We start from the raw sequence: 22,913 nt of genomic DNA on the forward strand, positions 1-22,913 counted from the left end.
TCCGTCACACCGGGGTCTTCTCCGGGTCTTCGCTCGGTGTCGTCGCCGGGTGCCGGCGGCTGAGGGACTCGCCCTCGATGTCGACGTTGGGCAGCAGGCGGTCCAGCCAGGCGGGCAGCCAGGAGATGCGGTCGCCGAGGATGGCGAGGACGGCCGGTACGAAGGCCATGCGGACGACGAACGCGTCGAAGAGGACGGCGACGGCCAGGCCGAAGCCGATCATCTTGATCATGGACTCGCCGGCCGTGATGAAGCCCGCGAAGACCGCGATCATGATGAGGGCGGCGGCGGTCACGACCCGGGCGCTGTAGCGGAACCCGGTCGCGATCGAGGCGTGGGCCGCGCTGCCGTGGACGTAGGCCTCGCGGATGCGCGAGACGAGGAAGACCTCGTAGTCCATCGCCAGGCCGAAGACGATGCCCACCAGGAAGATCGGCATCATGCTCATGATCGGGCCGGTGGCCTCGACGCCCAGCGCGCTCGCGCCCCAGCCCCACTGGAACACCGCGACGACGCAGCCGAGCGCGGCGAGCACCGAGAGCAGGAAGCCGACGGCCGCCTTGATCGGGATGACGATCGAGCGGAACACCAGCAGGAGCAGCAGGACGGCCAGGCCCACGACCACGATCAGGTAGGGCACCAGCGCGCTCTGCACCTTCTGCGCGACGTCGATGTTGAGCGCGGTGGTTCCGGTGACCTCGAAGCTCGCGCCCGGGGCCGCCGCCTCGATCGCGGGGCGGTCGTCGCGGATGGTGTGGACGAGGTCCACGGTCTTCTGGCTGGTCGGTGCCTCGGCCGGTACGGCGGTGAAGAGCGCGGTGTTCCCGGCCGCGTTGAAGCGGACCGGCGAGACGGACACCACGCCCGGTACCGCGGCGATCCGCTTCTCGACCGTGGCCGCGGCGGCCTTGGGGGCGGTGGCGTCGGTGACGTCCACGACGACGGTCAGCGGGCCGTTGAAGCCGGCGCCGAAGGCCGCGGCGAGGTCGTCGTAGGCGCGCCGTTCCGTGGTCGCGGTGGACTTGGCCTCGTCGCCGGTCTGGCCGAGTTGCAGGCCCGCCACGGGGAGCGCGAGGACCACGAGGCCGGCGACCGTGGCGAGCAGGACCGGCCATGGGTGGCGGAGCACGAAGGCGGCCCAGCGGCTGCCCATGTTGCCGGGCACGCCCTGGATGCGCTGCCCGGTCCTGCGGTAGCGCCGGGAGAGCACGGCGCGGGGCCAGAAGCCGAGCAGGGCGGGCACCAGGGTGAGGGCGACCAGGACGGCGACGACGACCGCTCCGGCGGCGCACAGGCCCATCTTGGTCAGCAGCGGGATGCCTACGACGGAGAGGCCCGCCAGCGCGATGACGACGGTGAGTCCGGCGAAGACCACCGCGGAGCCGGCGGTGCCGACGGCCAGGCCCGCCGCCTCCTCGGTGTCGTGGCCGTTGGCGCGTTCCTCGCGGAAGCGGAAGACGACGAACACCGCGTAGTCGATGCCGCAGGCCAGGCCGAGCATCGTGGCGAGCGTGCCGGTGGTGTCGGAGAGGCCGAAGGTGCCGGCCAGGGCGGTGATGGCGGTCATCGCGATGCCTACGCCGACGATCGCGGTGAGCAGGGGAAGGCCGGCCGCGGCGAGCGCCCCGAAGGTGATCACCAGGACGATCGCCGCGACACCGACGCCGATGACCTCGCCGAGTCCGCCCGCGGAGGGCTGGGAGGCCAGCGCGGTGCCGCCGATCTCCACGGTCAGGCCTGCGTCACGGGCCTGCTGGGCGGCGTCCTTGAGCGTCTTCTTGGCGGTGTCGCCGAGGGCGTCGGCCTTCACCTTGTAGGTGACCGTGGAGAACGCCGTGGACGCGTCCTTGCTGACCGCGTCCGCCTGGAAGGGGTTGACGGCGCCGGCGACCTGGGGCCCGTCCGCGACCGCGGTGACGAACCGGCCGACGGTCGCCCGGTCCCGGGCGGAGGTGATCCGCCGCCCGTCGGGGGCGACGAACACCACGCGGGCCACGGCGCCGTCGGCCTGGGCGCCGGGGAAGCGCTGCTGGATCAGGTCGAAGGCGCGCTGCGACTCGACACCCGGGGTGGAGAAGGTGGTGTCGGGCGCCGCGGGCGCCTTGGCGGAGGCGAAGCCGAGGGCCGCCAGGACCAGCACCCAGAAGACGGTCACGTACCAGCGCCGGCGGGAGGCCAGACGGCCCAGCCGGTAGAGGACGGTAGCCACAAAGGCCTCCGGCGGTCTCAGGGTCCCCGAGCCACCTCAGGATGCCGTGCATCTCCGCGGACCGCCCGTCGGAGGCCACGGGGTCGTGTGGCGCGCTTCAGCCACCGCGACACCGACCGCGCCCTGAAGGGACGCGGGGAACTGCGCGCCCAGCCCTCACCGGCCCGCGGACGGAACACAACCCCTCACGCGGCCGCCGGAGGCCTCCGCAGCAGGGCCCTGATCGGATGCCAGAGCTCCTGCGGAAGCTCCGGGCCGGGGGCGAGGACAGCGTTGTCAGGGGCCGTACGCCATATCAGGCCGTCGGGGTGGTGCAGGACCGCGGTGATCTCGTCCGGGGTCGGCGGGGCCGCGTTGCCGCGCAGGTAGACGGCCCGCATCCCGAGGTTGCGGAGCCGGGTCAGGGCCCGGGCGCGGTTGCGGGCGTGCACGAGCACGCGGACGCAGCCGTCGCCCTGGGCCGTGGGTCTTGGCAGGTTCAACGCCACCACCACGCTGCCTGTGGGCAGCTTGCAGAAACCTCCTGCGGACAATGCGGTCACACCCCCGTGCGAGTCGGTGTCGAGCGGTCGGATGCCGGTTCGGCTGTCTGTTCAGCCGTCGGTCCGGATGCCGGTGTCAATAAGACGGGCACAGGACGCACCTAAACACGTATCGGCGGCGACCCGCCAGGGGGTCACCGCCGATACGCCTCTGACCTGCTGTTTTACCGACTACTTCGCCGAGGGGCCGACCTGGACACTGATCGTGGAACCGTCCAGCGGCTCCTTGACGATCTTGATCCGGGTGTTGGTGTCAGTGATCTTGACACCAGCTGTCGGGTTCGACGTGTCGTAGTAGGTCGACCTGCCGTCGTCGAAGACCGGGACGCCGGGCTGCGACTTGATCCGGGCGGCGACGTCGGCCTTGTGCAGCGTGACCGCGTCCGTCCGGTACAGGCTGAACGGCGAGTCGTAGGCCTGGATGCGGTTGCGCATCAGCGTGCCGTCGGACCACTTCAGCTGCGCCGGGTGGGAGTCGATCGGCAGGATCAGGCCCTCACCAGGGTGCTCGCTGGTGTTGTCGTCGGCCTGCGAGGTGTCCCACTTCCAGATCAACAGGCCGTTCTGGTAGGCGTAGTGCTCCACCCAGTCCGGACGGGTCGTCGAGAAGCCGAAGTTGTACGGGCCGACCTTCAACACCTTGTCGTACGACACGTATTGACGGTTCTCGGCGATGTAGTACTGCGCGTAGTCGTCCGTGAAGGACGCGCCGATGCGGGAGAAGCCCTTCGCCGTCCAGGCCGGGTCCGCGGACTCGGCGTCGTCGGAGAAGAGGGTGGCGCCGTCGGCGGTCACCGTGATCTCGTCGGCCGCGAAGCCCTTCTGGGCCACGCCGCTGTCGGTCTGGTAGCGGAAGCGGACGTCGATCTTCTGGCCCGCGTAGGCGTCCAGCGGGTACGTCAGCTTCTGGTACGCGGCGGCCGTGCCGGTGAGCGCCGGGTTGCCGCTGCCGTCGCGCGGGATGGCCGAGCCGTCGGCCAGCGTGCCGTCGATCGGGGTCCAGGTGGCGCCGCCGTCCTTCGACACCTCGGTGTAGAGGTAGTCGTAGTCGGCCTCGGTGTCGTACCAGCCGTCGAGCGTGAGCGCGGCCGAGGACTTGCCGGTCAGGTCCACGCTGCGGGAAAGGGTGTTGCTCAGGTCGTTGCCGCTGCCGCTCCACCACTGCGTGGCGCCCTGTGCCGGGGTGACCACCTGGGTGGTGACCTCCTTCTCCGGCAACTGCACCACGAGCGCCTGCGGGTTCTTGGTGTTGTACTCCGCGACGCCCAGCGTGTGCTTCGACTTGACGCCCGCCTTGGCCACGTCGTAGTCCAGCCAGCCCAGTTGGAGCTTGTCCCAGGCGTTCATGTCGCCGGGCAGGTCGCCGATGGCCTCCTTGCCCGTGCCGAGCCAGGAGCCGGACGACATCAGCGTCCAGAAGCCGGTGGAGTTCTCGCCGCCCGCGGTGTCGTACTCGTCGGGCAGGCCGAGGTCGTGGCCGTACTCGTGGGCGTAGACGCCGAGTCCGCCGTTCTCCGGCTGGATGGTGTAGTCGCCGACCCAGACGCCGGTGTCGCCGACCTGGGTGCCGCCGAGCTTGTTGGTGTCCGGGCCGGTGGAGCCGGCGTCGGTGCCGAAGGCGTACCAGCGGTGGGCCCAGATCGCGTCCTCGCCCTGCGCGCCGCCGCCCGCGGACTCGTCCTCGCCGGCGTGCACGATCTGGAAGTGGTCGATGTAGCCGTCGGGCTCGTTGAAGTTGCCGTCGCCGTCGTAGTCGTAGCGGTCCCACTGGTCGAACTGGGCCAGTTCCGCCTTGATCTCGGCGGCGGTGTCCCCGGCGGCCTCGCGCTGGGCGACCCAGGCGTTGACGCCGTCCTGCACCGCGTACCAGGCGCCGGTGGAGGCCTTGTTGGAGCCGTAACGGGCCTCGTTGTAGGGGACCTTGACCCAGTCGGTGACCTCGCCGTCGACCGAGTAGCGGCCCGAGGACTGCTTCTCGTAGTACTTCTTGAGCGACTCGGTCTTCTTGCCGGTGCCGAAGTACAGGTCCTGGAAGTGCGCCTGGTTGTAATCCGCCTGCCAGGCCGTGGAGTTGTCCTTCGTGCGGTCCGGCGCGGCTATCTGGTTGTGCAGCGGGCCGGGCGTGCCGCCGTAGCGGCTGTCGACCTGGTCGCCGAACTCGACCAGGATGGTGAAGATCTTGTCGGTCTTCTCCCGGCTCAGCTCGACGTACTTGCTCTTGCCGCCCTTGCTCTTGAGCTGGACGACCTTCGAGCCGTTGCGGTCCTTGACGGACGCCTTGCCGGCGATGACCTGGTTGAGGGCCTCCTGGCGCTGGGCGTCCTGCGTCTTGCTCAGCGGGCCGTCGAGGTCGTGCTCCTTCTGCGCGACCGGCGCGGGGTCGTGCCGGTCGACGGCTGCGGACTCGGCCGAGGTGTTGGCCTCCGCCACGGCGAACGTCGAGAACGTGGCGGTGGCCGCCGCGAGGGCGACGCCTATCGCGGCTGCTCTGAACGTCCAGGGTCTGCTGGTCACTTGATGTCCTCCCCTGCGTGCCCGACCGCGCGGAAGGGGGGGTCCTGGAAGTCGTGGAAGATCCGCGCGCGGTGTACGCGTGATAGTCAAGTGACGTTATTTGACTAGAGGTTTACGCGAAAAGACAGACCTTGACTTGAGCAGGACAAGTGCACTATGCGAAGCGGGGGTCCGCTTTACGGACACCGGACGGACGCCGGACGAACGCCGACGGGCGCGCGAGTCCGTCCACTTGGTGGACGGTATGACTCCGTGCGCCCCCCATGCTCCGGAGCTGTGTGTTAGGTCATGCTTACTGCACGTTCCACTCGGGCATGCAGGCGAATAGAGTCGATTGGCGGATCGCCCGGAACCGGCGGAAAGCCAGGCCGACATCCTTGTCGCACCCCCCTTTCACAGCTCCCCTCCATCGCCTAACGAGGACTCGATTGCCATGCCTCGTCCGACCGCCGCACAGCTCGCCTACGGTTCGTTCACCGTGATCTTCTCGACGCTCGCCATGCTGCTGCTGTCACAGACGAGTTCGGGTCTGGGGATCGCGGTCGTCGCCTTCGCGGCGCTCGCCCTCGGGCTGCTCGTCTCGCTGACGGTGCCTCAGCCCAGGTCCCGTGCCGCAGCCGCGGCCCGCGCAGCGGCCCAGGCCGCGACCGTGACCGCTCCGGCGGTCGTTCCGCAGCACAGGCGGGTGCCGGTGCTGCGGGAGACCGTGTCCGCCGCCGCGCTCTCGTCGGCGGAGCCGGTACGGGAGCGGAGCACTCCCTAGAACAAGCGGAACAGGCACAAGCACAAGCGCAATCCAGGGCACAGGCTCAACCACGCGAATCGGCGGGTCCGTTGACGACGGACCCGCCGATCGCCTGTGTGCCACGGCCTCAACGGGTGCTGACCACCACGGTCTTGGCCGCTTTGTCGTGCAGACCCTGCTTGTACGGCTTGTCGAAGAAGCTCCAACCGCCGCTGATCGCCGTCCAGATGCAGGCGCAGCAGAACGCGAACGGGATCCACAGCACCGCCGCGCGGATCAGGTTGGTCTGCACGGAGGGCGTCGAGCCGTTGTCGAGGTTGGCCACCCGCAGGCCCAGCCACTTCTTGCCCAGCGTCTGGCCCGACTTGGCGAGCATCACGGTGTCGTAGCCCATGTACAGCACGGCCGCGGTCAGCGACTGGCCGAGGGACTTGGCGTAGGACATGTGGTCGGAGTTGATGTCGTACTCGTGCACGCCGAAGGCCCAGGTGAGCAGCCAGACGACGATGCCTACCAGGATCATGTCGATGATCCGGGCGAGGGTGCGCCGGCCGCTGTCGGCGAGCGCGGGCATGCCGGCGAGCGGGTCGGTGGGGTAGGAGCCGCCGCCGTAGGGGGGCGGTTCGCTGCCGTAGGGCGGCGGCTGACTGCCGTAGGGCGGCGGGTCGTAGGGTGAGCCCGATCCCTGGCCAGGAGGGGGCTGCTTCCTGAACGGGTCGTCTTCCGGCGGCTGCTGGCCGGAGCCCGGGGGCGGTTCGGTACTCATGGCCCGAGTCGACCGCGAACCCCGCGGCTCCGCATCCGGCGAGCGGCCGTCCGGGGTACGGAATCGGGTACCCCGGACGCCGTACCGCGCTATCCCGCTACGAACGTATGTGCTGCCTTGTCGTGCCAGCACTGGTGCCAGGGCCGGTCGAAGAGGCACCAGGCGACGCCGACGATCCCGATGCCGAGCACGCCCGGGACGCTGTACACGAGCCAGCGGCGCAGCGCCCCGCCGAAGCCGGGCGGCTCGTGGCTCTCGATGCCGCGCACCTCAAGTCCGCAGAGCTTCTTGCCGAGCGTGCGCCCCCACTTGGCGGTCGGCAGCGCCTCGTAGAGGACACCGAAGAGGAGGAGCACGGCGAGGACGATGCCGAGGTAGGCGGCGGTGGTGCCGTCCAGCAGCCAGACGGTCTCGGTGCGGCCGGAGAGCTTCGCCGCGTCGATCTTCTGGTTGACGTGGTCGACCGCCTGGGTGCCGAGCGGCACGGCGGCGACGGCGGTGACCGCGCCGACCACGAGCGTGTCGAGGAGCCGCGCCACCAGCCGCTTGCCCAGCCCCGCGGGCCGGGCCGCCGCCTGCCGTCGGGCCGCCGCCTGGAACACGTCCTCCACGGGCGGCTTCCAGGGCGCCACGGCCCCGTCCTCGTCCCCCGCGAGCCGATGCACCCGCTGAGCCCAGGACGGCTGCCCCCCACCGGGCCCGGCGGCCATGGGCGTCCCTACGGCGGCCTGCCCGGCCCCGGCCTGCTGCGGCACGCCGGGGAGGGCGGGCGCCTCGGCACCGGCATCTGACCGACCGGCCTGTGCCTGCGCCTGCGCGGCGGGAGCGCCCGTGTCGCCGGCGCCCGGCCGCCCGCTCTGGCCCGGAGCCGCGGACGCCCCCGAGGCGCTGCCTGCCCAGCCGCCCTGGGCCTGCACCCCGGGCGCACCCGTGCCGGTGCCCGCCGGAGCCGCCGGTGCCTGCGCGGCGGGCGCACTCGAACCACCGGCGCCCGCCCAGCCCCCTTGAGCCTGGGCCGCGGCGGCGCGGGCTGCTGCGGCCTTTCCGGCGCCGAAGCCGGGGCCGGAGGGGTCGGTGGCGGGGGGAGGCCCGCCGGACCGCCACGCGTCGGCGGAGCCGTTCCCGGCACCCGGGCCGCCCGCGCTGCCGGCGCCCAACGGCCCCTGCGCTCCACCCTGTTGAGGGGTGGGGCGGCGGAAGACCTGGGTGCCGGGGTCGGACGGATCGTTCTGGTCGGCGGGGAGTCTCGGGTCGGGGGTGCCCCAGGAGATCTGGCGGTCCTGGGCGCCGCCGAAACCGCTCTGGTGGGCGCGGTCCGCGCCCCAGGCCGGCGCCGGCTCGGGGTCCTCGTCGAAGAAGTGCGGGCCGGTCTCCTCGACGGACGGGCCCGGACCGGGCGACTGCCCGTCCGACGGCGCCGGGCGGCTGGTGCCGGGCACCCAGGCCGCGCCGTTCCAGTACCGGACGTATCCAGGAATGGACGGGTCCGGGTAGTACCCCTCACGGGGCCTGTCGTCACCGGGTGCCGGGGTTGGGGCGCTCATGTCCGTCGTCCCGTATCTGCTCGGAGGTCAAATGGGGTGTCCACATCTATCAGAACCGTGCGACCGCCACTGCCCGTCCCGCCCTACCCACCCCTTTCCGGGCAAGCTCGTGCACGGAGTCCACACGCACCGAAGCCCCGCGAAGCCTTCGCGAAGCCGCGCGGAAAAAAAGTTTCCGGAAGTCGCGTAATGCTTGGGGCCGCACGCCCTCTCCACTCGTACGGGCCCACCGCGGGCCCCGCCGAGCGCGAGAGGACACACGTCATGAACACAGTCGTAGAGCGGGAGTTGGAGATGAAGCTGATCCTGTCACCGGAACGGAGCATTCCCGTTCCGGCCCGGCTCAGCTACCGCACGGACGACCCGTACGCCGTCCACATCTCCTTCCACATCAACTCCGAGCACCCCGTCCACTGGACGTTCGCCCGCGAACTCCTCGTCGAGGGCGTCTTCCGGCCGTGCGGGCACGGCGACGTGCGGGTGTGGCCGACGAAGGTGGAGGGGCGCAGTGTCGTCCTGATGGCGCTGAGTTCGCCCGACGGGGACGCCCTGCTGGAGGCCCCGGCGGCGCAGGTGTCGGCGTGGCTGGAGCGCACCCTGCGGGTGGTGCCCCCGGGCTCTGAGGCGGAGCAGCTCGGCATCGACGACGGTCTCGCCGAGCTGCTCGCCCCGACCCCGGCCGACGACCTGTGGCTGCGCGACCCCTGGCCCTCGGACGAGTCGCGGGACGGGGAGTGAGCCGCAGGGGGGACGGGAACCGCTCGCCGGGGGGTCAGAAGAGTTTGCCCGGATTGAGGATGCCCAGCGGGTCGAAGGTCGCCTTGACCGCCCGCTGCATCTCCACGCCCACCGGCCCGATCTCACGGGCCAGCCACTCCTTCTTCAGGACGCCGACGCCGTGTTCGCCGGTGATGGTGCCGCCGAGTTCGAGGCCGAGCGCCATGATCTCGTCGAAGGACTCGCGGGCCCGCCGGGACTCGTCGGGGTCCCGCGCGTCGAAGCAGACGGTGGGATGGGTGTTGCCGTCGCCCGCGTGCGCGCAGACGCCGATGGTCAGGCGGTACTTCTCGCCGATCCGTTCCACCCCTTCGAGCATCTCGCCGAGCCGCGAGCGGGGCACGCACACGTCGTCGATCATCGTGGTGCCCTTGACCGCTTCGAGCGCGGTGAGCGACAACCGCCGCGCCTGGAGCAGGAGTTCGGACTCGGCCGGGTCCTCGGCGGGCACCACCTGGGTGGCTCCGGCCGCCTCGCACAGCGCTCCTACGGCGGCCAGGTCGACGGCCGGGTCGACCGTGTCGAAGGCGGCGAGCAGCAGCGCCTCGGTGCTCTCCGGCAGTCCCATGTGCGCGAGGTCGTTGACCGCCTTGACGGTCGTACGGTCCATCAGTTCGAGGAGGGACGGCACATGGCCGCCCGCCATGATCCGGCACACGGCGTCGCACGCGGCTGCCGCGGACCCGAACTCGGCCGCCAGGACAAGCTGTTGGGGCGGCTGCGGCTTGAGCGCCAGGACCGCCTTCACGACGATGCCGAGCGAGCCCTCCGAGCCGACGAACAGGCGGGTGAGGTCGTATCCGGCGACGCCCTTGGCGGTACGGCGCCCGGTGCTCAGCAGGCGGCCGTCGGCGAGGACGACGTCCAGGCCGAGGACGTACTCGGCCGTCACCCCGTACTTCACGCAGCACAGCCCGCCCGAGGCGGTGCCGATGTTGCCGCCGATGGTGCACGTCTCCCAGCTGGAGGGGTCCGGCGGGTAGTACAGGCCGTGCTCGTTGACCGCGCGGGAGAGCGTCGCGTTGACGACGCCCGGCTCGACGACCGCGATGCGGTCGACCGGGCTGATCTCCAGGATGCGGTCCATCCTGGTGAGGGAGAGCACGACGCAGCCCTCGGAGGCGTTGGCCGCGCCCGACAGGCCGGTGCGGGCGCCCTGCGGGACGACCGGGACGCGCAGTTCGCTGGCGACGCGCATCACGTGCTGGACATGTTCGACCGTACGCGGCAGCACGACGGCGGCGGGGATGCCGGACGGACAGAAGCTCGCCATGTCGTTCGCGTACGAGGCCGTGACGTCCGGGTCGGTGAGGACGGCCTCGGCGGGCAGCCCGGCCAACAGGCGGTCGAGCAGGGGTCCGGTGTCGTGGTCGCGAGGCGCTTCGATACGGCTCATGATCACAGCGTCGCACTCGCGGCCATCGGTGTGAACCCCGTCCACGCGGAGCTTCGGGTACCGGGACGCGGTCGTCGTACTGACGCAGAGTGAGCGCCATGGAGAACGAACAGCGGAGCCCGGGTACGTCCCTGGTGGCGGAGCCGGGCAGGCGCCGCTCCCCCGTGCTGCGGCGGGTGCTGATCGCCTCGGTGGCCGGGTGTGCCGTGGTCGGCGGACTGCTGTGGCTGCTGCCCGAGGAGCCGCGCCGGGTGCCGCCGCCCGCGCCGGGACCCAAGACGCAGGCGCTCACCGCGGTCACCGCCGGGGTACCGGCCGCGCTGCCCGACCTGGCCGCGCTGATCGGCGACCGCGAGGCCCGGGTGCGGGCCCGTCCGCGCGACGCGCGCTCGTGGGCGGTGCTCGGGGTGGCCTATGTGGAGCAGGGGCGGCGGACCGGTGACGCCCTGTACTACCCGAAGGCCGACGACGCCCTGCGCACCTCGCTGAAGGTCCGCGCGCAGGGGAACGACGCGACCGCCGTGGCGATGGACGGGCTGGCGGCCCTGGCCAACGAGCGGCGGGACTTCCGGGCGGCCCGGACCTGGGGCGAGGCCGCGGTGAAGCTGGCGCCGAAGCGGTGGACGACGTATCCGCTGCTGATCGACGCCTACACCGGCCTCGGCGACTACAAGGCGACCCGGCGGACCCTCGAAAAGCTCCAGGAGCTGCACTCCGGGCCCGCCGTGATGGCGCGGGCCGCCGAGGTCTACCGCGACCGGGGCTGGCGCGAGGACGCCGCCGCCCAGCTCGCCGACGCGGCGGCCCGGGCGACCGCGCCCGCCGAGCAGGCGGCCTGGTGGCAGCGGGCCGGCCAGCTCGCCTGGGAGCGCGGGGACCGGGAGGCGGCGCTGCGGCAGTTCGAGGCGGCCGTACGGATCGACCCCGACCAGCGGGAGGCGCTCGCCGGAGAGGGGCGGGTGCTGGCCGCGCTGGGCCGGACCTCGGAGGCGCTGAACGCCTACCAGGTGGCCCTCAGCAAGCAGCCGTGCCCCCAATACGCCCTGGAACTGGGCGAGTTGTACGAGTCGCTGGGCCTCACCCAGGCGGCCCGGGTGCAGTACGACACCCTGCGCGCCCTGGCGGCCCGGGACGCGGCGGGCGGCGTCGACGACGACCTGGTGCTCGGCGTGTTCGAGGCGGACCACGGGGACGCGCGGGAGGCCGTACGACTGCTGCGGGGCGAGTGGGCCCGGCAGCCGGGGATCGCGGTGGCGGACGCGCTGGGGTGGGCGCTGCACCGGGCCGGGCAGGACGCGGAGGCGCTGAGGTTCGCGTCGACGGCGACGGACCGGGTGCACGGGGGCGGGGTGCGGGACGCGCTGTACGCGTTCCACCGGGGCATGATCGAGCGGGAGTTGGACAAGGCCGCGTCCGCGCGCCGGCATCTCCAGGAGGCGCTCCAGATCAATCCGTACTTCTCGCCGCTGCGGGTGCCGCTGGCGCAGCAGGCGCTGGCGGACCTGGGCGAGCCACCGGCCGAGCCGCTGCCCCCGGACAACGGGAGCAAGGACGGCAAGGAGGCCAAAGAGGCTCAGGAGAAGGCGGGTTGAGCCGCCGCCGGGTCGGGTCGGCCTACGGCTTGTGGCAGAGCGAGAACCGGCGGGCCCCGGCCTCTCCGGAGGCGAAGCCCAGGCACAGCCGGGTGTCGGGGCGGGTGCGGACGGCCAGGCCCTCGGGTTCGCGGTAGGTGAGGGTGTGGCCGGCCTCCGTGCGGGACTGCTGGAGCAGTTCGCCGGTGCGGATGTCGAGGCAGGAGAGGTAGGTGTTGCCGTGTTCCGCGGGCGGGTTGGTGGTGGAGTCGTAGGCGGTTCCGGCCAGTTGGTAGAGGTGGTCGCCGTCGAGGGCGTAGCCCTGGAACGGGATCGCCGGGTCCGGGTGGGCGCCGGTCTGCGCTATGTCGGCGAGCGGTGAGGCGTAGTCACGGGCCACGAAGGCGTCCAGGTCCCAGATGCGGTACCGGGGTCGGTTCGCGAGGCGGTAGCGGATGGCGATGCGGTTGGAGGCCGCGCAGACCGTGGGCTGGTTGTTGGTGGAGTCCGCGATCGGCTTGCGGATCGCGACGTCGGCGGCGGTGCGGACCGCGCCGTCCGCGAAGTGGAAGCGGGTGACGGCCTGGCCGTAGGCGCCCCCGGAACCGGCCTTCGCGGCGGCCTCGGTCCAGATCCAGACGTCGCCGTCCGGAGTGTTCTGCACGCCCATGCTGACCCCGTGCCCGAAGCCCTGGAGGTGCATGTGGCCGAGCGAACCGCCTTTGTAGTCCAGCTGGTTGAGGCAGAGGTTGCCCGCGTCGGCGCCGCCCTGTCTCAACTGGAGGACGTACAGGTGCTGGTGGACCTCGTCGAGGGCGAACGACTGGAGGACCGTGGGTTCGTGCAGGGTGTCCCGCTGCCACAGCCAGCGTACCGCCGGTGCGGTCAGGTCGATCGGCGCGTCGGCCACGGTCCTCCCAAGTCCCTCGCGGGACCCGTGAGTTACAGGTTGCCCCGCTTTTCCTGCTCCCGCTCGATCGCCTCGAACAGGGCCTTGAAGTTGCCCTTGCCGAAGCCCATCGAGCCGTGCCGCTCGATGAGTTCGAAGAACACCGTAGGACGGTCCTGGACCGGCTTGGTGAAGATCTGGAGAAGGTAGCCGTCCTCGTCCCGGTCGGCGAGGATCTTCAGCTCGCGCAGCGTCTCGACGGGGACGCGGGTGTCGCCGACCCATTCGCCGAGGGTGTCGTAGTACGAGTCCGGGGTGTCGAGGAACCTGACTCCCGCCTCGCGCATGGTCCGTACGGTCCGCACGATGTCGTTGGTGTTGAGCGCGATGTGCTGGACGCCCGCGCCGCCGTAGAACTCCAGGTACTCGTCGATCTGGGACTTCTTCTTGGCGACGGCCGGCTCGTTGATCGGGAACTTGACCTTGCGGGTGCCGTCGGCCACGACCTTCGACATCAGCGCGCTGTACTCGGTGGCGATGTCGTCGCCCACGAACTCCTTCATGTTCGTGAAGCCCATGACCTTGTTGTAGAAGCCGACCCACTCGTTCATGTGGCCGAGTTCGACGTTGCCGACGCAGTGGTCGACGGCCTGGAAGGTGCGGTGGGCGGGCGCCTGGACCAGCGGGTCGGCGGGGGCGAAGCCGGGGAGGTAGGGGCCGTCGTAGCCGACGCGCTCGACCAGGGTGTGGCGGGTCTCGCCGTAGGTGGCGATGGCGGCGAGGACGACCGTGCCGTGCTCGTCCTTCAGCTCGTACGGCTCGGCCAGCGAGCGGGCGCCGTGCCCGACGGCGTAGGCGTGGGCGGCGCGCGCGTCCGGGACCTCGATGGCGAGGTCGACGACGCCGTCGCCGTGCTCGGCCACATGGCGGGTGAGGAACTCGCCCCAGGGGGTGGCGGGCTTGATCACGGAGGTGAACACGAAGCGGGCGGAGCCGTTGGTGAGGACGTACGAGGCGGTCTCGCGGCTGCCGTTCTCCGGTCCGGAGTAGGCGACCAGCGTCATGCCGAAGGCCGTGGAGTAGTAGTGCGCCGCCTGCTTGGCGTTGCCCACGGCGAAGACGACCGCGTCCATTCCCTTGACCGGGAAGGGGTCTGCCTGCCGGGCGGTGTCGGGAGTGTGGTGAGTGGTCTGTGTCATGACCGCAGGCTCCCTCCGCTCCGCAAGGTGCGCAATAGTTCGCGTATTCACTGGGCAGTGTGTTCAGTGGTACGACCGTTTCGGCGGGCTTTCTGTACAGGGTGACCATCGTGGGAGGCGGGCGTATGGGGATCGATCGGCTCGACGGCCGGATCATCGTGCTGCTGGCCGAGGAGCCGCGCGTCGGGGTGCTGGAGATGTCCCGCCGGCTCGGGGTCGCCCGGGGCACGGTGCAGGCGCGGCTGGACCGGCTTCAGTCGAATGGAGTCATCCGCGGTTTCGGGCCGCAGGTCGATCCGGCGGCGCTCGGCTATCCGGTCACCGCGTTCGCCACGCTGGAGATCCGGCAGGGACAAGGCCCGGACGTCCGGGCGCACTTGAGAGCCGTCCCCGAGGTCCTCGAACTGCACACCACCACCGGCAGCGGGGACATGCTGTGCCGGCTGGTGGCCCGCTCGAACGCCGATCTCCAGCGGGTCATCGACCGGGTTGTCGGTTTTGATGGCATTGTCCGGGCCGCCACCGCGATCGTGATGGAGAACCCCGTTCCGCTGCGGATCATCCCGCTGGTGGAGCAGGCGGCGGCCGAGGACCAGGAGAGGACGACCCGGCCGACGTAGGGGTGTGGGCATGTGAGCTTCTGGGAGTACGTGGGCAACCGGCACCAGCAACTGCTCACCGACGCCTACCAGCACGCCAGCGCGGTCTTCCAGTGCATGGTGGTGGCCACGCTGATCGGCGTGGTGATCGGGGTCGTGACCTATCGGAGCGAGTGGGCGGGCAACCTCGCCACCACGGCCACCTCGACCATTCTGACCATTCCGTCGCTCGCCATGATCGGTCTGCTCATTCCGATCGTCGGGCTCGGTGTGCCGCCCACGGTGATCGCGCTGACCCTGTACGGGCTGCTGCCGATCGTCCGGAACTCGATCGTGGGCCTGCGCGGGGTCGACCCGTCCCTGGTGGACGCGGCGAAGGGCATCGGGATGTCCCGGCTGATGCGGCTCGCCCGGGTCGAACTGCCGCTGGCCTGGCCGCCGATCCTGACCGGCATCCGGGTCTCCACCCAGATGCTGATGGGCATCGCGGCCATCGCCGCCTACGCCTCCGGGCCCGGCCTCGGCAACGAGATCTTCCGCGGCATCGGTTCCCTGGGCAGCAAGAACGCCCTCAACCAGGTGCTCGCGGGCACGCTCGGGATCATCGTCCTGGCGCTGCTGTTCGACGCCGCGTACGTCCTGCTGGGACGGCTGACCATTCCCAGGGGGATCCGTGTCTGAGCCGGCGGCGTCGACCTCCGGCGCGTCCATCGAACTGGAGAACCTGACCAAGAAGTACCCGGGCACTCCCCAACCGGCCGTCGACAGCGTCAACATGGAGATCAAGGCGGGCGAACTGGTCGTCTTCGTCGGGCCCTCCGGCTGCGGCAAGTCGACCACGCTCAAGATGATCAACCGGCTGATCGAACCGACCGGCGGCCGGATCCGCATCAACGGCGAGGACGTCACCGACATCGACCCGGTGAAGCTGCGCCGCAAGGTCGGCTACGCGATCCAGTCGAGCGGTCTCTTCCCGCACATGACGGTCGCCCAGAACATCGCGCTGGTGCCGCGGATGATCGGCTGGTCGACGTCCCGGATCAGGGACCGGGTGGAGGAGATGCTCGACCTGGTCGGGCTCGACGCGGGTGAGTTCCAGGGCCGCTATCCGCGCCAGCTCTCCGGCGGCCAGCAGCAACGCGTGGGCGTGGCACGGGCGTTGGCGGCCGATCCGCCGGTGCTGCTGATGGACGAGCCGTTCGGGGCGGTCGACCCGATCACCCGCGACCACCTCCAGGACGAGCTGATCAGGCTCCAGCACGAACTGCACAAGACGATCGTCTTCGTCACCCACGACTTCGACGAGGCGATCAAGCTCGGCGACCGGATCGCCGTGCTGCGCGAACGCTCGCACATCGCCCAGTTCGACACCCCGGAGGCGATCCTCACCAACCCGGCGGACGACTTCGTGTCCGGTTTCGTCGGCGCCGGGGCCGCCCTCAAGCGGCTCAACCTCACCCGGGTACGGGACGTGGAGATCACCGACTATCCGACGGTGACGGTCGACGACCCGCTCCAGTCCATCTTCGACAGGCTCCGCGACAGCGGCACCAACGAGATCCTGCTGCTCGACAAGCGCGGCCGGCCCTACAAGTGGCTGCGGCGCGGCGACCTGATGCGCGCCAAGGGCTCACTGGCGCGGGCGGGCACGCTGGTCAGCGACACGGTGACCCGGGACGCGACGCTGCGGGACGCCCTGGAGGCCGTGCTCACGGACAACGCGGGGCGGGTCGCGGTGACCGGGCGGCGCGGCGAGTACACGGGCGTGGTCGACATGGAGACGCTGATGAACTCCGTGCACGAACTCCTGGAGGCCGACCGGCTGGAGGCGATGGAGGCGCGGCACGACCTGGAGGCGGCCCGGGCCGTCCAGACGCTCGCCGAGCAGGAGGGCGCCGGAGGGGAGCGGGACACGTGAGCACCACTCCCGAACTGGACGAGGAGCGGACGGCGGCCCCGCCGCCCCCGACTCCCGCGAGGCGCCGCCTCACCTGGCAGAAGCTGACGGTCCTGCCCGCGTTCCTGGTGGCGGTCCTGCTGGCGACCTGGCTGTGGTTCGACCAGGCGCACCTGGACGCGATCTCCGAGAACGCGCTCTCCAACGGCCAGGTGGGCAAGGCCCTTTGGCAGCACGTCCAACTCACCGCGATCTCCACGTTCTTCGTGCTGGTCATCGCGATCCCGCTGGGCGTCCTGCTGACCCGGCGGGCGTTCCGGAAGGCCACCCCGGTGGCGATGACCTTCGCCAACATGGGCCAGGCGACCCCGGCGATCGGCCTGTTGGCCCTGCTGGTGATCTGGCTGGGCACCGGCGAGAAGGCGGCCCTGATCGGCATCATCGTCTACGCCGTCCTGCCGGTCCTCTCCAACACCATCGCCGGCCTGAAGGCCAACGACCCGACGCTGCTGGAGGCGGCCCGCGGCATCGGCATGTCCCCGCTCGGCGTCCTGGCGAAGGTGGAACTGCCCCTCGCGGTCCCCCTCATCCTGGCCGGCGTCCGAACGGCCCTCGTCCTCAACGTCGGTACGGCGACCCTGGCGACCTTCGGCGGAGGCGGCGGCCTCGGCGTCCTGATCACCACGGGCATCACCACACAGCGCATGCCGGTCCTGGTCCTCGGCTCGATCCTCACGGTCAGCCTCGCCCTGCTGGTCGACTGGCTCGCCTCGCTGGCCGAACTGCTGCTGCGGCCAAGGGGATTGGAGGCGGGCGCATGAGACGCGGCTGCCTGCTGACGGCCGGGGCGCTCGTCGTCGTCTCCGGCTGCGGACTGACCAGCGGCTCCCCCATGGTCGACGACGTCAGCCCCGGCACGGTCGGCCGGGGCCAGCCCCTCAAGGGCGCCCATCTCACCGTCACCTCCAAGGAGTTCACCGAGCAACTGATCCTCGGCGCGATGATGGGCATCGCCTTCCAGGCGGCGGGCGCGGACGTCCTCGACCGGACCGGCATCCAGGGCTCCATCGGGGCGCGGGAGGCGGTCAAGTCCGGTGACGCGGACGGGATGTACGAGTACACCGGCACCGCGTGGATCACCTACCTCGGCAACAGCAGGCCGATCACCGACCCGATGAAGCAGTGGCAGGCCGTCCGGGACGCGGACCTGAGGAACGGCCTGACCTGGCTGCCGCCGTCCGCCCTCAACAACACGTACGCGCTGGCCATGAACCAGGCCAACTTCAAGAAGTACGGCACCAGGACGCTGTCCGAGGTGGCCGCGCTGGCCGCGAAGAACCCGGGCGCGGTGACGGTGTGCGTGGAGAGCGAGTTCGCCAACCGCGCGGACGGACTGCCCGGCATGGAGAAGGCGTACGGCATGAGTCTCCCGGCGAAGAACATCACGCAGATGGACACCGGGATCATCTACACCCAGGTGAAGAAGGGGAGTTGCACGTACGGCGAGGTCTTCACCACCGACGGCCGCATCAAGTCGATGAACCTCGCGGTGATGGCCGACGACAAGAAGTTCTTCCCCAACTACAACGCGGCGCCCGAGATCAACACCAAGGCCCTGAAGAAGTGGCCGGCCATCGCGGAGGTCCTCGCCCCGCTCACGAAGAAGCTGAACAACACGGTGGCGCAGGCGCTGAACGCGAAGGTGGACGTCGACGGGGAGGATCCGCATCAGGTGGCGTTGGAGTGGATGAAGGGGGAGGGGTTGGTGAAGTAGGGCGCGCGGGGGGCCAGTTACAAAGAAGTGGATGCAAAAGAACCCTTGCAAAGGGCTCTTTGCAACGCTATCTTTGGACGCATGCCGGAGCCAGAGCCCCAAGAACGCCGGATCCACCATCTCGACGCCCGCTCACTGCGCGGGCTGGCCCACCCCCTGCGCATGGAACTGCTCGACGCGCTGCGCTTCCACGGTCCCGCCACGGCCTCCCAACTCGCGGAAAGACTGGGCGAGTCGAGCGGAGCCACCAGCTACCACCTGCGCCAGCTCGCGGCCCACGGCTTCGTCGAGGACGCCCCGGAGCACGGCAAGGGACGCGAGCGCTGGTGGCGGGCGGCGCACGACGGGACGATGTTCGACGATGCCCTGTTCAAGGACACCACTCCCGCCGTGCGCGGCGCCCTCGACATGATCATGTACGAGGTGGCCACGAAGCACGCCCAGGAGCTGAACACCTGGCTCGGCAACCGCCACACCTGGTCCGAGGACTGGGTGGAGGGCAACGACATGAGCGACATGACGCTCCGGCTGACACCGCAGCTCGCCCGCGAACTCATCGAAAAGATGCACGAACTCGTCGAGAGCTACCGCGATCTGCCCGAGATGGCGGACGCCCCGGACGCCGAGCGCGTGCGCGTCCACACGCACACCTTCCCGATCGCCACGGACTGACCGCAGAAAGGCAACGTCCATGCATCCCGAGACCCACCTCGCGCTGCACCACGCCCGCACCGCCGACCTCCAGGCCCAGGCCGAGGCCCACCGTCTCGCCGCCGAGGCCAGGGCGCCCCGGCAGGAACTCCGTACCCGCCTCGGCTGGACCCTCGTAGCAGTGGGCCTGCGACTGGCCGCCGCGCCGAACGGACCGAAGCCGGCCGTGGCCTAGCAGCCCGGTACGGAGCCCTTGCCCGAGTCCAGGGACTCCAGGGCGCTCACCGCGCCCTTGAGCGAGGTGACCGCCACCAGCCGTAGCCCCTTGGGCAGTTCGGACTTGGCGTCCGAGCACTCGGCCTTCGGCACCAGGAACACCGTCGCCCCGTCGCGGCGCGCGGCCTGGGTCTTGAGGGCCACTCCCCCGACCGCGCCGACCGTGCCGTCGGTGCCGATCGTCCCCGTACCGGCGATGACGCGACCGCCCGTGAGGTCGCCGCCGTCGCCGTCGCCCTTCAGTTTGTCGATGATCCCCAGGGTGAACAGCAGGCCCGCGCTGGGGCCGCCCACGTCGGCGAGCCGGAGCGTGACCTTCACCTTCTTGTCGCTGAGGCCCAGGTAGTCGAGCGCGGCCGTGGTCGCGTCGTCCTGCGACTCCTGCATCTGCTGCGTGTTGTGCTGCTCGATCTCCTTGACGCTGTTGCCGCTCGGATAGACCGAGTCACGGGGCATGACCGCGCGGTCGGTGCGGAACCAGCTGTCGATCACATCGCTCAGCGAGACCCGCTGATCGGGTCCGGTCGCCTCGATCGTCGTCATGCGCAACTGTCCGCTCGTCGTGCGCACGGGCGCCCCGGTGATCGTGATGACCGGGGTGCCCTTGTTCTCGCCGAGCACGTTCGCGGTGAGACCGGGCTGCGTCAGCGAGAACGGCAGCGGCGCGAGGGCCGCCGTGGCGAGCAGCGCCACGACGGGCAGGGCACAGACGGCTACGGCCCAGGGGCGCGTGAGGCGAGAGAGGAGCACGGGATCAATCTAACGCGACGGTCACTTTCGGCCGTGCGCCGGTCACCGGATCGTCATGAACGCCTCAGCGCAGCGCCTCGGCGACCTCGCGGGCCGCGTCGACGACCCGCGGCCCCACCCGCTCGGGCACGGCATCGGTCAGCATCACCACACCGACGCTGCCCTCGACCCCCGTCACCCCGAGCAGCGGAGCCGCGGCGCCGCTCGCCCCGGCCTCCAACTCCCCGTGCGTCAGGGTGTATCCGGGCCCGTTGGCCGACTGGTGCCGGGCCGCGAGGATCGCCCGGCCGGCCGCGCCCCGGTCCAGCGGGTGGCGGAAACCGGCCCGGTAGGCCACGTGGTAGTCGGTCCAGGTCGGCTCGACCACGGCGACGGCGAGCGCGTCCGCCCCGTCGACCAGGGTGAGATGAGCGGTCGCCCCGATGTCCTCGGCCAGCGACCGCAGCGCCGGCAGCGCCGCCTCCCGTACCAGGGGATGCACCTGGCGGCCGAGACGCAGCACCCCGAGCCCGACCCGGGCCCGGCCGCCCAGATCACGCCGTACGAGAGCGTGCTGTTCCAGGGTGGCCAGCAGCCGGTACACGACGGTCCGGTTGACGCCCAGTTTGTTGGAGAGTTCGGTGACGGTCAGCCCGTGGTCGGTGTCGGCCAGCAGTTTGAGGACGCGCAGTCCCCGGTCGAGCGTCTGGGAGGTCTCCGCGGTCACGACGCCCACTCCTTAAGTGGTGAGGTCGGCGGCCCCCTCGCGGCGGATGCGTCACCGAGTCCCGTCAGTGACGCGCTTCAGAGGCCGCCGATCGGCGAGGCGGCCCGGCGTGTCCGGGCCCAGTCGCTTCACGGCTGCGCTCCGCGGCGGCGCTGCCACGGGGCGTGTGCGTAGCGGGACACTAGCGAAGGCGGTTCGCTGAGCGGAAGTCTCCGTCCAGAATCCGGGCACGCGGTGGTACGTACCACCGCCGTACGCCCCGAAATGCGCGATGTGTGCGGCACGCCCGCGTCACCGCATGCGCGTGGCCCACTCCTGCACCTTCGCGATGCGCTGCCGCAGCTGCCCGGCCGTGGCCTCGGCGCTCGGCGGGCCGCCGCAGGCGCGGCGCAGCTCGGTGTGGATGACGCCGTGCGGCTTGCCGGTCTGGTGGACGTACGCGGAGACCATGGTGTTGAGCTGTTTGCGCAGCTCCATCATCTCCTTGTGCGAGACGACGGGCCGCCGCTCGGCGGGCAGCTCCAGCAGGTCGGCCTGGTCGTCCGGCTTCTTGCGGCTGTGCGCGATCTGCCGGGCCTGCCGCTTCTGGAGCAGCAGCTGCACCTGGTCGGGTTCCAGCAGCCCGGGGATGCCGAGGTAGTCCTGCTCCTCCTCGCTGCCCGGGTGCGCCTGCATGCCGAACTCGGCGCCGTCGTAGAGCACCCGGTCGAAGACGGCCTCGGACTCCAGCGCCTCGAAGGCGAACTGCTCCTGCTCGCCGGTGTCCTCGTCCTGCTCCTTGTTCGCCTCGTCCATCTCCTTCTCGGACTCGGCGTAGGGGTCCTCCTCGCCCTCCTTCTTCGGCTTGTCGAGGGCGTGGTCGCGCTCGACCTCCATCTCGTTGGCGAAGGTGAGGAGATCGGGGACGGTCGGCAGGAAGACGGAGGCGGTCTCGCCGCGCCGCCGGGAGCGCACGAAACGCCCGACGGCCTGGGCGAAGAAGAGGGGCGTGGAGATGGTGGTGGCGTACACCCCGACCGCGAGCCGGGGCACGTCGACGCCTTCCGACACCATGCGTACGGCCACCATCCACCGGTCGTTGCTCGCGGCGAAGTCGTCGATGCGCTTGGAGGCACCGGTGTCGTCCGACAGCACGACGGTCGCCTTGCTGCCGGTGATCTCGCGGATCAGCTTGGCGTAGGCGCGCGCGGAGTCCTGGTCGGAGGCGATGACGAGCGCCCCGGCGTCCGGGATGCCCTTCCTGACCTCGGTCAGCCGCTGGTCGGCGGCGCGCAGCACACTCGGCATCCACTCGCCGCGCGGATCCAGCGCCGTACGCCAGGCCTGGCTGATCGCGTCCTTCGTCATCGGCTCGCCGAGCCGGGCGGCGATCTCGTCCCCGGCCTTGGTCCGCCAGCGCATGTTGCCGCTGTAGGAGAGGAAGATGACCGGCCGGACGACATGGTCGGCGAGCGCGTTGCCGTAGCCGTAGGTGTAGTCGGCGGAGGACCGCCGGATCCCGTCGTTGCCCTCCTCGTACGTCACGAAGGGAATGGGGTTGGTGTCGGACCGGAACGGCGTACCGGTCAGCGCGAGCCGCCGCGTGGCCGGTTCGAACGCCTCCAGGCACGCCTCGCCCCACGACTTGGAGTCACCGGCGTGGTGGATCTCGTCGAGGATGACGAGCGTCTTGCGCTGCTCCACGCGGTTGCGGTGCAGCATCGGCCGCACGCCGACGCCCGCGTACGTGACGGCGACCCCGTCGTAGTCCTTGCCGAGCGGCCCGGCGCTGTACTCCGGGTCGAGCTTGATCCCTATCCGCGCGGCGGCCTCGGCCCACTGCTTCTTCAGGTGCTCGGTCGGCGCGACCACGGTCACCTGCTGCACGACATGGTGGTGCAGCAGCCAGGAGGCGAGGGTGAGCGCGAAGGTCGTCTTGCCGGCGCCCGGCGTCGCGACCGCGAGAAAGTCCCGCGGCTGCTCCTGGACGTACCTCTCCATCGCCCCCTGCTGCCAGGCGCGCAGCTTGCTGGCGGTACCCCAGGGGGCACGGCCGGGGAAGGCCGGGGAGAGGTGGTGGGTGCTGGCGGAGGAGGCGGCGGTGGTAGTCACGGTCTCCGTTTGGTTGG

21 protein-coding genes are annotated in these 22,913 nt (G+C 70.8%); 10 read left to right on the top strand and 11 right to left on the bottom strand.

Going from position 1 to position 22,913, the window contains the following annotated elements:
• Positions 1-4: 4 nt before the first annotated feature.
• The 3 genes from ACIQPR_RS17990 to ACIQPR_RS18000 form a co-directional block, all read right to left on the bottom strand.
• Positions 5-2,209 (bottom strand): MMPL family transporter, encoded by a 2,205-nt coding sequence (locus ACIQPR_RS17990; protein ID WP_403648882.1) that lies wholly within the window; start codon positions 2,207-2,209, stop codon positions 5-7.
• 185 nt (positions 2,210-2,394) lie between these two features.
• A complete protein-coding gene (locus ACIQPR_RS17995; RefSeq protein WP_403648885.1) occupies positions 2,395-2,742 on the bottom strand; it encodes a hypothetical protein in 348 nt (115 codons plus the stop codon).
• Between the two features lie 180 nt (positions 2,743-2,922).
• Positions 2,923-5,265, bottom strand: a complete 2,343-nt coding sequence (locus ACIQPR_RS18000) for an immune inhibitor A domain-containing protein (protein ID WP_403648888.1) — start codon at positions 5,263-5,265, stop codon at positions 2,923-2,925.
• A gap of 433 nt (positions 5,266-5,698) precedes the next feature.
• On the opposite strand from ACIQPR_RS18000, the gene ACIQPR_RS18005 reads away from it, so the two are divergent.
• On the top strand, positions 5,699-6,028 hold the full coding sequence (locus tag ACIQPR_RS18005) for a hypothetical protein (protein WP_403648891.1): 330 nt from the start codon (positions 5,699-5,701) through the stop codon (positions 6,026-6,028).
• 109 nt (positions 6,029-6,137) lie between these two features.
• Here the strand turns inward: ACIQPR_RS18005 and ACIQPR_RS18010 are convergent, their stop codons facing one another.
• Complete coding sequence (locus ACIQPR_RS18010) at positions 6,138-6,776, bottom strand: RDD family protein (protein WP_403648894.1); 639 nt, start codon at positions 6,774-6,776, stop codon at positions 6,138-6,140.
• A gap of 89 nt (positions 6,777-6,865) precedes the next feature.
• Positions 6,866-8,320: an RDD family protein gene (locus ACIQPR_RS18015; protein ID WP_403648896.1), complete on the bottom strand. Its 1,455-nt coding sequence runs from the start codon at positions 8,318-8,320 to the stop codon at positions 6,866-6,868.
• A gap of 264 nt (positions 8,321-8,584) precedes the next feature.
• Between ACIQPR_RS18015 and ACIQPR_RS18020 the strand changes: the two genes are divergently transcribed.
• Entirely contained in the window at positions 8,585-9,058 is a 474-nt protein-coding gene (locus ACIQPR_RS18020; protein ID WP_403648899.1) for an SsgA family sporulation/cell division regulator, read from the top strand.
• 34 nt (positions 9,059-9,092) lie between these two features.
• On the opposite strand, the gene ACIQPR_RS18025 is transcribed toward ACIQPR_RS18020, so the two are convergent.
• Positions 9,093-10,499, bottom strand: coding sequence for an FAD-binding oxidoreductase (locus ACIQPR_RS18025; RefSeq protein WP_403649361.1), 1,407 nt, complete (start codon positions 10,497-10,499; stop codon positions 9,093-9,095).
• A 92-nt stretch (positions 10,500-10,591) separates the two neighbouring features.
• On the opposite strand from ACIQPR_RS18025, the gene ACIQPR_RS18030 reads away from it, so the two are divergent.
• Positions 10,592-12,085, top strand: coding sequence for a tetratricopeptide repeat protein (locus ACIQPR_RS18030; protein ID WP_403648902.1), 1,494 nt, complete (start codon positions 10,592-10,594; stop codon positions 12,083-12,085).
• Between the two features lie 22 nt (positions 12,086-12,107).
• Here ACIQPR_RS18030 and ACIQPR_RS18035 read toward each other — a convergent pair whose 3' ends face one another.
• The gene (locus tag ACIQPR_RS18035; RefSeq protein WP_403648905.1) at positions 12,108-12,974 is read right to left on the bottom strand and encodes a Teichoic acid biosynthesis protein C (Precursor); all 867 of its coding nucleotides are present in this window, start codon (positions 12,972-12,974) and stop codon (positions 12,108-12,110) included.
• 32 nt (positions 12,975-13,006) lie between these two features.
• Positions 13,007-14,152, bottom strand: coding sequence for a 4-hydroxyphenylpyruvate dioxygenase (gene hppD / locus ACIQPR_RS18040; protein WP_403648908.1), 1,146 nt, complete (start codon positions 14,150-14,152; stop codon positions 13,007-13,009).
• A 125-nt stretch (positions 14,153-14,277) separates the two neighbouring features.
• Here hppD and ACIQPR_RS18045 point away from each other — a divergent pair, with 125 nt between their 5' ends.
• The 7 genes from ACIQPR_RS18045 (at position 14,278) to ACIQPR_RS18075 (ending at position 19,308) form a co-directional block, all read left to right on the top strand.
• Positions 14,278-14,772, top strand: coding sequence for an Lrp/AsnC family transcriptional regulator (locus ACIQPR_RS18045; protein WP_403648911.1), 495 nt, complete (start codon positions 14,278-14,280; stop codon positions 14,770-14,772).
• Between the two features lie 12 nt (positions 14,773-14,784).
• Complete coding sequence (locus tag ACIQPR_RS18050; RefSeq protein ID WP_403648914.1) at positions 14,785-15,432, top strand: ABC transporter permease; 648 nt, start codon at positions 14,785-14,787, stop codon at positions 15,430-15,432.
• The gene (locus ACIQPR_RS18055) at positions 15,425-16,669 is read left to right on the top strand and encodes a betaine/proline/choline family ABC transporter ATP-binding protein (protein ID WP_403648917.1); all 1,245 of its coding nucleotides are present in this window, start codon (positions 15,425-15,427) and stop codon (positions 16,667-16,669) included. Before ACIQPR_RS18050 ends, ACIQPR_RS18055 begins: the two co-directional genes overlap by 8 nt.
• Positions 16,666-17,469, top strand: a complete 804-nt coding sequence (locus tag ACIQPR_RS18060; protein WP_403648921.1) for an ABC transporter permease — start codon at positions 16,666-16,668, stop codon at positions 17,467-17,469. The genes ACIQPR_RS18055 and ACIQPR_RS18060 overlap by 4 nt, the downstream gene beginning before the upstream one ends.
• On the top strand, positions 17,466-18,422 hold the full coding sequence (locus tag ACIQPR_RS18065; RefSeq protein WP_403648924.1) for a glycine betaine ABC transporter substrate-binding protein: 957 nt from the start codon (positions 17,466-17,468) through the stop codon (positions 18,420-18,422). The genes ACIQPR_RS18060 and ACIQPR_RS18065 overlap by 4 nt, the downstream gene beginning before the upstream one ends.
• Before the next feature lie 81 nt (positions 18,423-18,503).
• The gene (locus ACIQPR_RS18070; RefSeq protein ID WP_403648927.1) at positions 18,504-19,094 is read left to right on the top strand and encodes an ArsR/SmtB family transcription factor; all 591 of its coding nucleotides are present in this window, start codon (positions 18,504-18,506) and stop codon (positions 19,092-19,094) included.
• Between the two features lie 19 nt (positions 19,095-19,113).
• Positions 19,114-19,308, top strand: a complete 195-nt coding sequence (locus ACIQPR_RS18075) for a hypothetical protein (RefSeq protein ID WP_403648930.1) — start codon at positions 19,114-19,116, stop codon at positions 19,306-19,308.
• Here the strand turns inward: ACIQPR_RS18075 and ACIQPR_RS18080 are convergent.
• The 3 genes from ACIQPR_RS18080 to ACIQPR_RS18090 all read right to left on the bottom strand — a co-directional run bounded on the left by ACIQPR_RS18080 (position 19,305) and on the right by ACIQPR_RS18090 (position 22,896).
• Positions 19,305-20,099 carry a S16 family serine protease gene (locus ACIQPR_RS18080; protein ID WP_403648933.1) on the bottom strand — a complete coding sequence of 265 codons (795 nt, stop codon included), beginning with the start codon at positions 20,097-20,099 and terminating at the stop codon, positions 19,305-19,307. The genes ACIQPR_RS18075 and ACIQPR_RS18080 overlap by 4 nt on opposite strands.
• Positions 20,100-20,163: 64 nt before the next feature.
• On the bottom strand, positions 20,164-20,805 hold the full coding sequence (locus ACIQPR_RS18085) for an IclR family transcriptional regulator (RefSeq protein WP_403648936.1): 642 nt from the start codon (positions 20,803-20,805) through the stop codon (positions 20,164-20,166).
• Positions 20,806-21,096: 291 nt separating this feature from the next.
• Entirely contained in the window at positions 21,097-22,896 is a 1,800-nt protein-coding gene (locus ACIQPR_RS18090; protein ID WP_403648938.1) for a DEAD/DEAH box helicase, read from the bottom strand.
• Positions 22,897-22,913: the final 17 nt, after the last annotated feature.

This window comes from Streptomyces sp. NPDC091280 (assembly GCF_044768565.1).
Lineage (GTDB): Bacteria > Actinomycetota > Actinomycetes > Streptomycetales > Streptomycetaceae > Streptomyces.

Bases quoted from the DNA above. Each gene is read 5' to 3' on its own strand.
- ACIQPR_RS18005 (WP_403648891.1), top strand. From the start codon at position 5,699: ATGCCTCGTCCGACCGCCGCACAGCTCGCCTACGGTTCGTTCACCGTG.
- ACIQPR_RS18010 (WP_403648894.1), bottom strand. From the start codon at position 6,776: ATGAGTACCGAACCGCCCCCGGGCTCCGGCCAGCAGCCGCCGGAAGAC.
- ACIQPR_RS18015 (WP_403648896.1), bottom strand. From the start codon at position 8,320: ATGAGCGCCCCAACCCCGGCACCCGGTGACGACAGGCCCCGTGAGGGG.
- ACIQPR_RS18020 (WP_403648899.1), top strand. From the start codon at position 8,585: ATGAACACAGTCGTAGAGCGGGAGTTGGAGATGAAGCTGATCCTGTCA.
- ACIQPR_RS18030 (WP_403648902.1), top strand. From the start codon at position 10,592: ATGGAGAACGAACAGCGGAGCCCGGGTACGTCCCTGGTGGCGGAGCCG.
- hppD (WP_403648908.1), bottom strand. From the start codon at position 14,152: ATGACACAGACCACTCACCACACTCCCGACACCGCCCGGCAGGCAGAC.
- ACIQPR_RS18045 (WP_403648911.1), top strand. From the start codon at position 14,278: ATGGGGATCGATCGGCTCGACGGCCGGATCATCGTGCTGCTGGCCGAG.
- ACIQPR_RS18065 (WP_403648924.1), top strand. From the start codon at position 17,466: ATGAGACGCGGCTGCCTGCTGACGGCCGGGGCGCTCGTCGTCGTCTCC.
- ACIQPR_RS18070 (WP_403648927.1), top strand. From the start codon at position 18,504: ATGCCGGAGCCAGAGCCCCAAGAACGCCGGATCCACCATCTCGACGCC.
- ACIQPR_RS18075 (WP_403648930.1), top strand. From the start codon at position 19,114: ATGCATCCCGAGACCCACCTCGCGCTGCACCACGCCCGCACCGCCGAC.